Origin of the sequence: Streptomyces adelaidensis, from assembly GCF_016598475.1 — a bacterium.
GTDB classification, from domain to species: Bacteria; Actinomycetota; Actinomycetes; order Streptomycetales; family Streptomycetaceae; genus Streptomyces; species Streptomyces adelaidensis.
In genome coordinates, this window is the sequence record NZ_JAEMUX010000038.1 from 1 (window position 1) to 13,495 (window position 13,495).

Below are 13,495 nucleotides of genomic sequence, written 5' to 3' on the forward strand. Positions count from 1 at the left end.
CCGCGAGCCGCGAGCCGCGAGCCGCGAGCCGCGAGCCGCTGACCGGCGCGGGAGGCCGGGTTGTTATCAGGGACGGCTGCCGTGTTCGGTAGTCAGCCGCTCCGGGTGCCGGTAGGGCACGACGCGCATCGGTGGAGCACCTTCCACGGCGAACGAACGCTGGTCGTCGCGGCCCGTACGGTCACCTCGACCGTACGGGTGCTCGAAACGCTGCCCGCCCTGCTCCGGGGCGACGGCCGGGTGACCGTCGTCTTCGCCCACGACCCCACGTCCGCGTTCGACGCCGGCGTGCTCGAACTCCTCCGCGACACGGGCTGCCGGGTCATGCCCTGGGAGCAGCTGGGGGACGTCTCCCCCGATCTGATCCTGTCCGCCAGCGAGAACATCGGCGTACCGGAGGGCGACTGCCCGGTGCTGGTGCTGCCGCACGGCGTGGGCTTCCAGAAGTTCGTCCCGGACTCGCGGAGCGCGCGGGACAGGCTCTCCGGTGTCGTACCGGACTCGCTGCTGGAGACGGGACGTGCCTGGCTGGCCGTCTCGCACCCGGCGCAGGAGGAGCAGTTGCTCACGGCCCATCCGAAGGCCGCGGGACGGACCCTGCTGGTCGGCGACCCATGCTTCGACGAGCTCGTCGGCAGCCGGTCACGCCGGGAGGCGTACCGGCGGGCGCTGGGTGTCGAGGATCATCAGCGGCTGGTCATGGTCAGTTCGACCTGGGGACCCACTTCGCTGCTGGGCAGCCACCCTGACCTACTCCCCCGGCTCCTCGCGCGGTTGCCCTGCGACGAGTACCGGGTCGGCGCGATCCTGCACCCCAATGTGTGGTCGGCCCATGGGGCATGGCAGGTCCGGACACTGCAGGCCGCCGCCCTGGACGCGGGCCTGCTGCTGATGCCGCCGGTGCACGCCTGGCGGCCCGCGCTGGTGGCGGCGGACGTCCTCGTGGGCGACCACGGATCGGTGACGCTGTACGGCGCGTCGGCCGGCACGCCGGTGCTGTTGGCCGCGTTCGGCGAGGACGCGGTGCCGGGAACGGCCGTGCACGACATGGCGGCCGTGACACCCCGGCTCGATCCACGCGGGCCGCTGCCGCAGCAGATCGAGAAGGTCACACGTGAACACACTCCCGAGCGGTACGCGGCGGTCGCCGAGCAGGCCTTCGCCGAACCGGGCCAGGCCCTCGCCCGGCTCCGCACCGCCCTCTACCGCCTGCTGAGGCTCCCGGAGCCGTCGTCCGCGCCACCGCCCACCCTGCTGCTCCCGGCGGCGGACCCGCCCGCCTCGCCGGTGAATTCATGGCACGTCACCACCGATGTCACGCTGGACGGCGGGGAACCGGCCGTCACCGTGCACCGCTTCCCGTCGGCCGTCTCGGCGTACGCCGCGGCACGACCGGACTCGGCCGCCTCCTTCACCCACCTGGCGTGTACGGACGACGAGCGCGACCACCGGCTGTTCGAGAGCGCCTCGGTGGTCGTCCGACGGCAGCCCGCGACCACCTCGGTCGGCGCTCTGCGCTGGATCGGGGACACGCTGGACCGGCTGCCCGGGAGCCTCCTCACGGCGTCGGCCGTGCGTGGTGGCGGCTGGCTGGTCGGGCTCAGGGACGGCCGGGTGGTGGAGGCGACGGCCACGGGCCCGGTGATGGAGCCCGGCCTGCCGTCCGCCGTCGTCTACGCCTGTCTGCTGGCGGGGCATCCGCTGGACGGCGCCAGGGTGGCGCTACGGGTGGGTGAGGCGCGGGACGAGGACGTCGTACTGCGTCTTCGCCCCGCCGCACCGGCGGGTTGGTCGCGCTGAAGCGACCGACCGGCGCACGTGGCGCGTCCGGCGGGATCAGCCGTCGAGGTCTTCCAGCCGACGACGGAGGCTCTCCGCCAGCCGGTTGCCCGTCGCCTCGTGGATCTCGACGGCCCGGCGGAGGGAGTCACGCACGAGAGCCTCGTGTCCTCCCGCGTGTTCCGCGATGTCGGCGAGCTGCACGAGGGCCTGTGCCTCGTAGTGGGTGGCCTCCTGCTCGCGCAGCGCGCGGGTCGCCTCGCGCAGTTCGCGGATGGCGTCCTCGGTCCCGCCGAGATGGCTGTGTACGACGCCGATGGCGGCGGTCACCCGGGCGGCCATCCGCAGGTCCGGCTCCGCGCCGGACGCCAGGTCCTGCCGTGCCCGGCACAGGGTGACCATGGCCTCCGTGTGGTCGCCCCGGGCGTCCAGGGCGCAGCCGAGGAAGTAGGCGGCGATGGCCGCTCCGCGAGGTTCCTCGGCGAGGGCGTTGAGTTCGAGGGAGTACCGGTACGCCTCGGCGGCGCGGGACGGCTCGAAGAGGTCCCGGTACCGTCCGAGGAACTCCTGCACGGAGGCGCGCAGGACGAGGTGACCGGCCGCCTCCGCACGGGCCACGGCGGTCTCCAGTTCCACTCGCGCCCGGTCGTTCTCCCCGAGGTCCAGCAGCGGGCGCGACAACAGGCTGCGGAGCCTGGCCTCGGCCGCGGTGGCCTCCGCGACCTCGCCCGCCGTCTGGGCCGAGCCCGCGGCGGCCGCGGCCGCGTCGGCACCCAGTTCCAGGGATTCCTTCCAGGCCCCGAGGTAGCGACGGTGCAGGAACAGGGCTGTGAACGCCTCGGCCAGTCGCCAGACCAGGGTGTGCAGCCCATGCCGGCCGGCCGTACGCAGTACCGCGAGGATGGCGTGGCGCTCCACGTCGAGCCAGTCCAGCGGGGGCGGGCCACCGACGGCCACGAAAGGGTCGGTGGCGTCCCGCAGCAGGTCGGACAGGTCGGCGATGCGCAACCGGTCCCGCCTGAGCGCCCGGTCGGCGAACGCGGTGAGGACGAGGTAGTGCGTGCCCACCCGTTCCGTGAGGGCCGCCTCCTCGCTCGCCGGCTCCTCCGCCACCGCACACTCCCGGGCGTGCAGGCGTACGAGGTCGTGCATGCGGTACCGGCCGTCGCCCACGGCCTCCACCAGGCTCGCCTTGGCCAGGACGCCCAGCAGGCGTTTCGCGATCCCGGTGTCGATGTCCGCGGCGACGGCGGCCACGCCGGCGTCGAACGTGCCGATCGGCAGCCACCCGAGCAGTCGGTGGAGCCGGGCGGCATCGGGCGGCAGCAGCCGGTAGGCGGAACCCAGCACAGCGGACACCGAGAACTCCTCTCCTTCGAGTGTCATCCGGGCCAGCCGGTCGGCCTCGTCGTCCAGCTCCGCGGTCAGCGCCGCCATGGTCAGGCCGTCCTCGGCGGCCAGCCGCGCCGCCACGATCTGCAGGGCGACGGGCAGTCCGCCGCACAGCTCGACCAGGCGTTCCGCGGCCCGTGGTTCGGCCTCGACCGCCTCCGCGCCGAGACGGTCCGTCAGCAGCGCCAGCCCGCCGTGCGCGTCAAACGGCCTGACCGGGATCAACCGGACCCCGTCCATGGCCAGTTCACCCAGCCGGCCCTGGCTCGTGACCAGTACGGCGCTGCCCGGTCCCTTGGGGATCAGCGCCCGCACCTGTGCGGGCTGGTCGACGTCGTCGAGGACCAGCAGGAAACGCCGGTTCGCCGAGCAGGACCGGTACAGGTTGGTCCGCTCCGCGAGCGAACCCGGAATGCCGTCGTCGCTGCCCAGCATCGTCCTCAGACACATGGCGAGGGCCTCGGACACATCCCCGCCGGCGGCGGCCACCTGCCCGAACTGGGCACGCAGGGCCGCGTAGTCCACGTACAACTGTCCGTCCGGGAACAGCCCCTGGGCCTGGTGCGCCCACTGCCGGGCCATGGTGCGCTTGCCGACGCCCGGAAGCCCGTGCAGTACGCCGACACCGACGGATCCGGAGGCACCGGCTCGCGCACCGAGCGCCCTGTCGAGCACAGCCAGGTCGGCTGTCCGGTTACTGAACGGGGCTGTCACGGAAGGGACTTGGTCGGGTCTGGCGGGAACGCCCGACGAGGACGGCGGTGCCGACGGGACGTTGAAGGTGATGTCACCGTGGATGTGCGATCCGTGGAAGGCCGGGCCGTGGTAGACGCCCCCGGCGACCAGGTTGACGAAGGTGCGGGACGCGTCCGGTGCCAGCTCGGACAGCAGTGCGGCCAGTTCCGCGGCGGCACCGGGATCGTCCCGGAACACCTCCTCCAGCCGCTGCCGCCAGCGGGCTCGGACCTCGGCCTGGGTGCTCGCGTCGCCCGCCGCCCGTGCGCTGCCCAACTCCTCGCTCGACGCCTGGAGTTCTCCCTCGACGCCGTCGCCCGAGGGCCGGCGTCCGAAGAACCGGGCCAGTCCGCGTTTCGCGCCCTCCCACGACTCCGACACCATCAGCCCGACCAGCGTCGTCGCCCCCGATGCGGCAAGTGCCGCCAACTCGGCTTCCACACAGACCCCTTCACGCGTCCAGCCCCGCAGGGCAGCCGGACACCAACCGTAGAGAGATCTTGAACGCTTGCCCAGCCCGGCTCGCTGGGCGTCCGGGGTCCGCTTCCCCCGACAACGGGTCTCGCGTCATGACCATGCCAGACCTCTTGACCGTGAATCGTTTCACTGCTTCTGTGGGAAGGCTGTCTGGGAGCGCTCCCACATCCGGTGAGAAAGGATCCCCATGCAGACCACCCCCCACATGGCCGCACGAGGCATCGCGGCCACCCTCACAGTCGTCCTCGTCGCCTGTCTGCTGTCCCTGGCCGGAGTCACCCGGGCCCATGCCGCGCCGGGCGACGGCTCGGTGTCCGACCCCCACCTCGCCTATGTCGGCCGCTGGGACACGAGTTCGGGCACGACGGCCGTGGCCGGCTGGACCGGCGCGTATGTACAGACCTCCTTCACCGGCACCACGGTGAAGGTGAAGGCCCGGGACGCGGTCAACTTCTACGTGAGCATCGACGGCGGCCCCGACGTGTTCCACGCGGGCGTGCGCGGCACCGTGAACCTCACGCCCCAGCCTCTGCCGTCGGGCACCCACACTCTGCGGATCGCCTACCGCTCCGGGGACACCGTCTTCCAGGGCCTGGTCCTGGACTCCGGTGCCCGAACGGTCGCGCCGAGTGCGGCGTCCGGCCTGATCGAGTTCGTCGGCGACTCCATCACCGCCGGCGCCCTCACCGACCGCCTGGCGCTGGACTCGTACGCCTGGAAGACCGGTGAGCGGCTGGGGATGCGGCACACACAGATCGCCCGGGCCGGCTACTGCCTGGTCGGGCAGTCCGGATGCACCGGTCTGGGCGGCCAGTTCTTCAAGTCGGCCAGCTCCGGTGGCACGGACTGGGACTTCTCCCGCTATCGGGCGAGCGCGGTCGTCGTCAACCTCGGCACCAACGACATCGGACACGGCGTGTCCGGCGCCGCGTTCCAGGCGGCGTACACCGCCTTCCTGCGCGACATCCGCGCCAAGTACCCGGACGCGGTCCTCTTCGCGGTGCAGACCCTCAAGAAGCGGTACGTCACCGAGACCAGGGCCGCCGTCGCCGCGCGCACCGGCGCCGGTGACACACGGGTCCGCTACGTCGACACGACCGGCTGGCTCACCGACGGCACCGACTACGAGGACGGCAACGGGCACCCCAACGAGGCCGGCCACACCAAGTTCGCGGCCCGCCTGGCCCCCGTGATCAGCGCCGCCCTGAACGGCAACACCACCCGTTCCGTCGAGGCCGCGGCCCCCGGCCAGCCCGGCGACCCGAACATCAAGTTCGTCGGACGCTGGGACACGGCCGCCTCCACCACCGCGTACACGCCCTACTGGGCGGGCGCGTACTACCGCGTCGGGTTCACCGGCCGGACGGTCCAGTTGAAGCAGCGCGGCACGATCGACTTCTGGGCGCGGATCGACGACGGGCCCGTGAAGTTCTACGACGACGTCAAGGGGACGGTGAACCTGACTCCGACCGCTCTGTCGGCCGGCCGTCACACGCTCCAGGTCACCTACCAGGTGGTCGCGGGCTCCTACCGTGGCGACGCCGTCTTCCAGGGCCTGGTCCTCGACAGCGGGGCGACCACCTTCGCACCGTCCGCGCCGGGCAGGCTGATCGAGTTCGTCGGCGACTCGATCACCGTGGGCACGACGACCTCGCAGAACGCCCGTACCGCCTACGGGTGGCTGATCGGGGAGCGGCTGGGCACCGAGCACACGCAGATCGCCCAGGGTGGCGCCTGTCTCGTCGCCGCGGCGGACGGCTGTGTGGGCCTGGAGCGGCAGTTCACCAAGCTCAACCCCAACGCGGCGACCCCCGACTGGGACGCCTCCCGCTACCGGGCCGACGCGGTCGTCATCAATCTCGGCACCAACGACGTGGGGCACGGGGTGAGTTCGGCGCAGTTCCAGTCGGCCTACAGCAGCCTGCTGCGCAAGGTCCGTGCCGCCCATCCACAGGCATGGATCTTCGCGTTGGAGACCTTCCGCGGACGGTATGTCCCGCAGACCGAGGCGGCCGTCCGGGTGGCGACCGAGGGCGGTGACTCCCGGGTCTCCTTCGTCGACACCACGGGCTGGCTGGCCTCCGGCGACCTCACCGACTCGGTCCACCCCAACGACCAGGGCCACCGCGCCATCGCCGACCGCCTCGCGCCGGTCATCGCCGCCAGGATCGGGGGCTGACCGGCGGCTGACCGGCGCAGGCACGGGCTCCGACGTCCGTCCCCGGCCCCCGGCTCCGGCTCCGGCTCCGCCCACCATGTGACGACCCGTACATGCGCTGTCCGCACCCACCGCTCGCCGGTCCGGGTGCGGGCAGCCTCTCACGGCAGCAGTCCCGTCCGGCGGGCCGCCGTGACGGCTTCGAAACGGGTGCGGGTGCCGAGCTTGCGCATCACCGAGCGCAGATAGCCCTTCACGGTCTCCAGGCCGATGTCGAGCCGGTCGGAGAGTGACCTCCTTGAGCCGTACCACGCGGTGCTCCATTACGCGCCCCAGGTGCGGGAGGCGTTCGGGGACATCGGCCTCAAGGGCGGCTGGCGCTGCTACTTCGCCGGACGCGCCGCCCCGCTCGGCCGTGTCCCGGCGGCCGTGGTCACCGCTCTCTTCCACCACTTCAAGCCGAGCCTGGTCGCACAGGCGATTCCCTCCGTATGGGAGACGGTGACCCCCGAGGAGGCGGTGGCCGCTCGGCTGGCCGGCGTGGACGCGGCGCTGCGCTCGCTGCTGGGCGACGCGGTCGACGGTCCGGAGCTCGCCGAGGCCGCGTCGCTCGCTGCGACCGCCGCCTCCGCCTGCGGCGCCCCGGGCCGGCCGCTCTGCGCGGCCAACTCCGCTCTGGAGCTCCCGGCGCCGCCCCACCTGGCGCTGTGGCAGGCGGCGACCACCCTGCGCGAGCACCGGGGCGACGGGCACGTCGCCGCCCTGACGCATGCCGGATTCGACGGGGTCGAGGCGCTTGTGACGATCACCGCGGCCGGGGGCGAGGTCCGCGAGAGCATCCAGGCGCGCCGTGGCTGGACGGACGAGGAGTGGGCCGCCGGCCAGCGGCGACTGCGCGAGCGCGGACTGCTGGACCAGGCCGGGGAACTCACGGTCGGGGGCCGCGCGGCCCGCGACCGGGTGGAGGAATACACCGACCGTCTCGCCGCGCCGCCCTGGAACGCCCTCGACGCACACGGCCCACACGGCACCCAGGGCACGGACCGGCTGTACGCGCTGCTCCAGCCGATCAGCGAACGCATCGTCCACGGGCTCGGAATTCCCTTACCCGTGGCCGCGAAGGCCTTCGACGACTGACTCCCGTGCCGCGCAGGAGGACGACACCCCCACCCACCCGCCCGGCGGAACACGTGACCCACCCGAACGACCCGGGCACCCCGGTCCCGTACGCCCTCGGTGCCTCGACCGATCCGTGCCGGCGCCATGCGTCGTCACCACGCACTTCGTCGGCAACCACACGGTCCGGCTGTCCGGAGACGACGCCACGGACAAGGAACGGACCGGGGTCGTCCTGGACACGGCCGCCCTGGCACTCCCGCACACCATGAGCAACCGCGTGCAGCGGCCGGTGCGGCATTCACCACACCGTTCGCCACCCACGCTCGCAGCGACAACGGCACGACTCCCGCACGAAGCCCGCGCAGTTGTCGGGCAGGGGCGCGGACAGGCCCCAGGTACACCAAGGAAGCCGTATGACAGCGAAATCTCCCCCCACTTCGGACGACGACCGCCAGGTCAGGCGTGCGATCACGGCGTTGCGGGACTCCACCGGCGTGGATCTCGCCTTCGGTGGCGTCGTGGTCAGAGGGCGGCACGCGCAGCTCACCGAGTTCACCGGGAACGCCACCGGTGCCCTGTTCGGGCTGACGCTGGGTTTCGGCATGGGGCTCGGCGGCAAAGCGGTCGCCCTGCACCGGCCCATCGCTGTCAATGACTACGCGAACTCCAAGCGGATCAGCCATCACTACGACTTCATGGTCGCCGCGGAGGGTATCCATGCCGTCATAGCGGCACCGGTGGTGGTGAACCGGACGGTGCGGGCGGTCATGTACGGCGCGGTCCGTCAGTCCGTCGGGCTGGGCGACCGGACGGTCGACGCCGTCATGCAGGCCGCCCGCGGACTGGAACAGACCCTGGCGGTGCGGGTTCCTGATCGACCGGGACGATGTCGCCGGCCCGGTGAATCTCGCCGCTCCCGCGCCCCTGCCGCAACGCGAACTCATGCGCGCCCTGCGCGCCGCACGGGGCATCCCCGTCGGGCTGCCCGCGACGAAGTGGATGGCCGAGATCGGCGCCCTCGTCCTGCGCACGGACACCGAGCTGCTCCTGAAAAGCCGCCGCGTCGTCCCCGGCCGCCTGCTCGAGGCCGGCTTCACCTTCGACCACCCCGGCTGGCCGGAAGCCGCTGGCGATCTCGTACGGCGCGTGCGGGACCGACGCGACTGAACCGGCCCGGCCGAGCGGCCGCCGCGTGACCGCGAGAGCGGAGTACTACAGTCCGGCGGAACGCCACAGTCCGACAGGCGACCTGTTCCGGGGATGGTGCCGCACCGGCCGTACGGCAAGGATGCTCCCTCGCACGACACACCACCGTGGATCGGAGGGGTCGTTCCGATGGGTTCGCACGTGGCACCGAACCGTCAGCGCCGCAGACACGCACTGCCCTTGCCCAACCGTCGCAGACGCGCACCGGCGGCGCCCATGGCCATAGGGCTCATGCTTCTGGCCGTGCTCCTCGGCGTCCCCCGCGCCGAGGGGGCGCCCGTGTCGGCCGACGCCTGCGGTGCCACCGGCACCGGACTGCCCCGCGGCGACTGCGGGCCCTTCTGGCAGGTCCTCGCGGAGGACTTCAACGGTGACCGGGTGCCGCTGGGAGCGTTCAGCGACTGCGACCACCGCGTCGATACGTCCGCCGCGTACTGCGGGGGCCTGAGCGGCATGTATCGCGACAACTGGTGGGCTTATCCCACCGGGTGGCGCGACACGGCCAACGACCGGGACCGGGACGTCGTGGGCGTCTACCACCCGGAGGACACCGTGAGCGTGGGCCCTGCGGAGAACGGCGACGGAAGGATGTACATCCGGATGTGGCGGCCCGCCGACGGAGGTCCCGTGCATGCTGCCGCAGTGGTACCCCGTGCCGTCATGCAGATGAAGTACGGCAAGTACAGCGCCCGTATCAAGGTGACGAAGCTGGCTCCGGGCTACAAGTCCGCTTGGCTGCACTACGGCGGGAGCTGCGAGATGGACCATCCCGAGGGCGAGTGGACGGGCGATCTCACCGCCTTCCATCATCCGTGCGGTGGAGGCGAGCAGGGCTACTTCCCGGGGAGCGACGAATGGACCAGGTGGCACACCGTCTCGACGGAGTGGACGCCCGGACACGTGCGGTTCTTCGTGGACGGCCGCCAGACAGGGCACGACACCCGCGATGTGCCGGACCAGCCCCTGTCCTGGGTACTGCAGAACGAAAGCGCCCTACAGGGACCGGGCGCGGCTCCGGGCAGCAGCGCCCAGCTCGACATCACCTGGGTCGCCGTCTACGCGTACGGCTGGAAGTGACGCGCGGCCGGCCGAAACTCAGGCGTCACCCGGATTCAACGAGTGGAACGGGTCGTGCGCAGCAACGAGGTGAGTGTCTCGGCGAAGGCGGTCTCCGAATGCTCCGCGTGGTCGCGTATCCGCGCGGCGACGGCATCCGCTCCGCCGCCTTCCACGAGGGATACGAGCAAATCGGTGCGGCGCTCGTGGGCTTCCCGGGTGTCGGGGAGGGAGGAGAGGTAGAAGTCCGTCGCGTCGTAAGCCATGTGGAACACATGCTTCTTCACATCGCTCAGCGTCAGGTAGTCGTCGTCGGTCGTCGGGACGGGTTCGGGGGCGCCGACACACAGCACCGGGGTACCGGCCCCCCATGCGTTGACACACAGGTGGTACGTGTCCGTGATGACCAGCCGGTATCGGGAGAGGACACTCAACAGGTCGCCGAGGGTGGGGTCACCCGGGCGTGCCGCGATGTGGCCGGCCGGGGAAGGGATGTCCCGGTCGAACCAAGGCAGCCATTCGAGCGGGGCTCCGAAGCGATCGGAAAGGTTGTCGCAGAAGGCTGGCAGCCAGCCGGGGATTTTGGCGCGGGCGCCGAGGAACACACCGATCGCACCGCCGTCCGGGACGTCTTGGAACCACTTTGTGGTCGGGAGGTGGTCGAGGTCGCCCGGGCGGGACAGCAGCGCCGCGTCCGAACCGAAGTATTCGGTCGTACGGTCCCCGCGTAAGTGCGCGACCTTGGCCGCCGAGAGCGGGTCACGCATCCAGACCCGGTGGCTTCCCGTCACGAGGCGTGAGAACAGCGGACCGTATTCCTTGTCCTCATAGTCGGACTGCGTGTTGTGCAGAATCGTTCCCCCGTAGCTGAGGGTCCGCGCGAGAAGCTCGTCCGGCTGATCCGCGAGCAGCAGGGTTCTGTTCAGCACGGCTCGGGCGGCGTCACGGTCCTCGGCCATGCCGAAGTCGAGCAGGCGATTCGTCGCGTCCTGTGCCAGATAGTGCCGGGTGTGAAGGAAATCGCCCCAGAAGACGACCGCGTCATGGTCACGGAGCGCGTCGAGGTGCTCGGCCAGCGGATGGAAGCGGAACGGGAAATCGATGCCCCGCGCACCCTCACGCAGTGGCACGGTCTCCGGCGGATGAAGGGTGTACCAGGTGGGGTCGATCGCGTTCCCCATACGCCGCCGCAGGGATTCGAACGCCAGGTCGACGGTCAACATTCCCGTGTTGCGGTACCCGATGTTCGGCGCGGTGATGACGGCGACGCGTGCCATGTTCGTTTCCCCCGCGCCCAGTTGGCGCCGTCGAAGTGTGGCGATGACCAGGTGTCAACGTACACGCCGACGTGGGCCTGAAGCGGGCCACCCCCTGGCCGACCGCTCCCGCTTCCGCCGCCCGCCCACCTCCGGCGCCACTCCTGCGGACTTCGCGATGACCTCATGGACCGCATGACGGCCGGCGCGCTGACGGCGCCACGACATGCGGGGCCCGGCGTCCGGACGACGCCGGCGGTCATCGGCCTCGACGACAGCCGGGTCGCCGCCGACACCGGCCGCAGCACACCTCGGTCCACGACCGCGTCGAGGAAATGGGCGCGAAGCCGCACGCTCCCGCTTTGCCCGCGGCACTGGCGGAGATCGTTCGTCCTCGGCGATCGGGCGACGTCCCGGCCCCGCCCGTGACGTCTCGCTCAGCTCAGGACCGGCGGTTCGGGCGGTGACGACAAGCCGGAGCACACCCCGCTTCCGCTTCCCATGGCGCCTCGGGTTCACGGGGTGCCGTACGGATTTCGCGGCTTGGAATGCTTCTGCGCGTGCAGGGCATGCCTGGGCCGGATCTTCGACGGGACCTGGCCGACGAGTTCCCAGAAACAGACCAGGGCGGTGATCGGCGGAATCCCGACGATCACCAGCGAAAGCAGAGTGTGTGATGAGTGCGTGACACTCAGGGCCACCGCCATGGCGGAAGCGGCCAGGATGACGCACCAGGACCGCACAGCGGTCCGGTTTTGAACGGTTGCCCTCAGGATGGACAGCGCCGCCACGAACCACGGCCCGTACACGGTGAGCGGCCACCAACCGGCCAACCGCGCGGGAAGCACCGACGAAGCGGCCGTACGCAGTTGGTCATAGGAATAGGCGATGGACCATCCCAGCATGGCGACCGCGCATACCGCGATCATCACGATCAAGATCGTGACATGGGTGATACGACGCCTGTCGTCACCGGAGTGCGATTCCGTGCGGCCCCGCCGTCGACTGCGCCGGCGGGGCGGCCCGTCCAGCGGGTCGGCGTCCGGGACCACTTCGGCGGCGGTGGACAGCAGTTGGGCCAGTTCCTCGGCCGGGTCCCAGCTGTCCGGCACGGTGCGCGGTCCAGGGAGGTCCCAGCCCTGTGGCGCCTCCAGCGATCCGACATCGAAAGGGTGCGTACTCTGCGTGTCGTTTTCGGCTCTCAGGGCGAACTGAAGGTCGTAGAAGTCGGCTTCATCGTGAAACCTGTCCATCCGACAACCCCTCCATACCCTGGTCCAGGACTCCCTCCAGTACGCGATTCCCCGGCCACGCCCCCATGGGGGAGGAGCTGCCGCAGCGCTCCGCCATGGCCCGAAGGTACTCGCCTTCCATCTGACTGATCTTTTTCAGAAAATCATCGAGCAGGTCTGAACAGTGTTCAGCAGGATGATTCTCGATCACGCTTCTTTCCATCCACGTCACAGCCACCTAACGAGCGTCACGGGGGGCGAGGTGTCGGTCATTCAGGGAAATATCCATCACCGAAGGGGGAATTTGAGGCACCGGAGAACAGAGTATGGTCGGCGGAATTATTAATGTGTAGGAAATTAAACTCCGAGAATACTGGAATTAAACACACCACTCGGCGTCATCGCGGCTACAGGCTGAGCGCGTCCTCCGCGTTGGTCACCCACGCCGTCACCGAGTTCTTGTCGGGCGAGACGTACAGACCGGGAGTCGATGCCTTGAGTGGCGTCTGCTCCAGGTCGGACTCGGTGTTCATGGTCATTTCGACCGAGTCGACGGTCTTCCCCGTTCCGTCGTCGACACCGCCCATGAGCCCGGCGTAGGCCGACTCGCCCGGCTCCAGCCTGATCGCGTCCTCGATACCGGGAGCCTTGCCCCGCTCCGTGGCCTGCCCGTCCAGACCGCCGAAGGTCACGACCGGGTGGCCCAGGGCCCTGCACGCCTTGGTTCCCTTGTTGGTGATCTTCAGTAGGTAACTGCTGGTCGTGGATTCCGCCAGGCTCGCGGTGAACTTCACGTCGTAGGTGCTGCAGGGAAAGACGTCGTAGTCGGGGTCGGGCGACGAGGTGTCCCCGCCGCCGGGCGAGCCCTCGCCCGCGGACGCCGACGGCGTCAGCGTCGGCGACTTCGACGGCGCCACGGACTCCGTCGGGCTCTCACTGCCTGTGGCCCCGCCCGCCGTGTCGTCCTCGGCGGGGCCACAGGCAGTGAGAGCCAGGGCGGATACGACGGCGAGGGCGATGACGGCTCCGCGAACAGTACTCATGGCGATGTTCCCCCCGAATGGGCAGCACGGAGTGTGCTGACG

9 protein-coding genes and 2 pseudogenes are annotated in these 13,495 nt (G+C 70.7%); 5 read left to right on the top strand and 6 right to left on the bottom strand.

All coding sequences use genetic code 11. From position 1 onward, the window contains the following. Nucleotides 1–81 precede the first annotated feature (81 nt). A complete protein-coding gene (locus I8N67_RS22070; protein WP_307835315.1) occupies nucleotides 82–1,800 on the top strand; it encodes a hypothetical protein in 1,719 nt (572 codons plus the stop codon). A 36-nt stretch (nucleotides 1,801–1,836) separates the two neighbouring features. On the opposite strand, the gene I8N67_RS22075 is transcribed toward I8N67_RS22070, so the two are convergent. Continuing rightward, complete coding sequence (locus tag I8N67_RS22075; RefSeq protein ID WP_307835316.1) at nucleotides 1,837–4,347, bottom strand: NB-ARC domain-containing protein; 2,511 nt, start codon at nucleotides 4,345–4,347, stop codon at nucleotides 1,837–1,839. Between the two features lie 223 nt (nucleotides 4,348–4,570). Here I8N67_RS22075 and I8N67_RS22080 point away from each other — a divergent pair, with 223 nt between their 5' ends. Continuing rightward, on the top strand, nucleotides 4,571–6,562 hold the full coding sequence (locus tag I8N67_RS22080; RefSeq protein WP_200304905.1) for an SGNH/GDSL hydrolase family protein: 1,992 nt from the start codon (nucleotides 4,571–4,573) through the stop codon (nucleotides 6,560–6,562). A gap of 140 nt (nucleotides 6,563–6,702) precedes the next feature. Here I8N67_RS22080 and I8N67_RS22085 read toward each other — a convergent pair. Then, a pseudogene (locus tag I8N67_RS22085) lies at nucleotides 6,703–6,828 on the bottom strand (LuxR C-terminal-related transcriptional regulator); the annotation flags it as partial. On the opposite strand from I8N67_RS22085, the gene I8N67_RS22090 reads away from it, so the two are divergent. The 3 genes and pseudogenes from I8N67_RS22090 (at nucleotide 6,812) to I8N67_RS22100 (ending at nucleotide 9,943) form a co-directional block, all read left to right on the top strand. Beyond that, nucleotides 6,812–7,678 carry an SCO6745 family protein gene (locus tag I8N67_RS22090; RefSeq protein WP_200304906.1) on the top strand — a complete coding sequence of 289 codons (867 nt, stop codon included), beginning with the start codon at nucleotides 6,812–6,814 and terminating at the stop codon, nucleotides 7,676–7,678. The pseudogene I8N67_RS22085 and the gene I8N67_RS22090 overlap by 17 nt on opposite strands. Before the next feature lie 849 nt (nucleotides 7,679–8,527). Continuing rightward, nucleotides 8,528–8,827: pseudogene (locus I8N67_RS22095) on the top strand (DUF1731 domain-containing protein); the annotation flags it as partial. 255 nt (nucleotides 8,828–9,082) lie between these two features. Then, nucleotides 9,083–9,943 (top strand): glycoside hydrolase family 16 protein, encoded by an 861-nt coding sequence (locus I8N67_RS22100; protein ID WP_234046092.1) that lies wholly within the window; start codon nucleotides 9,083–9,085, stop codon nucleotides 9,941–9,943. Between the two features lie 35 nt (nucleotides 9,944–9,978). Here I8N67_RS22100 and I8N67_RS22105 read toward each other — a convergent pair whose 3' ends face one another. From I8N67_RS22105 to I8N67_RS22120, 4 genes are all read right to left on the bottom strand, one after another. Then, complete coding sequence (locus I8N67_RS22105; protein ID WP_200304908.1) at nucleotides 9,979–11,199, bottom strand: glycosyltransferase family protein; 1,221 nt, start codon at nucleotides 11,197–11,199, stop codon at nucleotides 9,979–9,981. Between the two features lie 494 nt (nucleotides 11,200–11,693). Then, nucleotides 11,694–12,290 carry a DUF2637 domain-containing protein gene (locus I8N67_RS22110; protein WP_307835317.1) on the bottom strand — a complete coding sequence of 199 codons (597 nt, stop codon included), beginning with the start codon at nucleotides 12,288–12,290 and terminating at the stop codon, nucleotides 11,694–11,696. Nucleotides 12,291–12,411: 121 nt separating this feature from the next. Next, a complete protein-coding gene (locus I8N67_RS22115; protein ID WP_200304910.1) occupies nucleotides 12,412–12,621 on the bottom strand; it encodes a hypothetical protein in 210 nt (69 codons plus the stop codon). A gap of 196 nt (nucleotides 12,622–12,817) precedes the next feature. Then, a complete protein-coding gene (locus I8N67_RS22120; RefSeq protein ID WP_200304911.1) occupies nucleotides 12,818–13,453 on the bottom strand; it encodes a DUF4232 domain-containing protein in 636 nt (211 codons plus the stop codon). Nucleotides 13,454–13,495: the final 42 nt, after the last annotated feature.

What these genes read in the sequence shown, in the direction of transcription:
- I8N67_RS22105 (WP_200304908.1), bottom strand. Translation starts at nt 11,199, where the DNA reads ATGGCACGCGTCGCCGTCATCACCGCGCCGAACATCGGGTACCGCAAC.
- I8N67_RS22080 (WP_200304905.1), top strand. Translation starts at nt 4,571, where the DNA reads ATGCAGACCACCCCCCACATGGCCGCACGAGGCATCGCGGCCACCCTC.
- I8N67_RS22100 (WP_234046092.1), top strand. Translation starts at nt 9,083, where the DNA reads ATGGCCATAGGGCTCATGCTTCTGGCCGTGCTCCTCGGCGTCCCCCGC.
- I8N67_RS22090 (WP_200304906.1), top strand. Translation starts at nt 6,812, where the DNA reads ATGTCGAGCCGGTCGGAGAGTGACCTCCTTGAGCCGTACCACGCGGTG.
- I8N67_RS22120 (WP_200304911.1), bottom strand. Translation starts at nt 13,453, where the DNA reads ATGAGTACTGTTCGCGGAGCCGTCATCGCCCTCGCCGTCGTATCCGCC.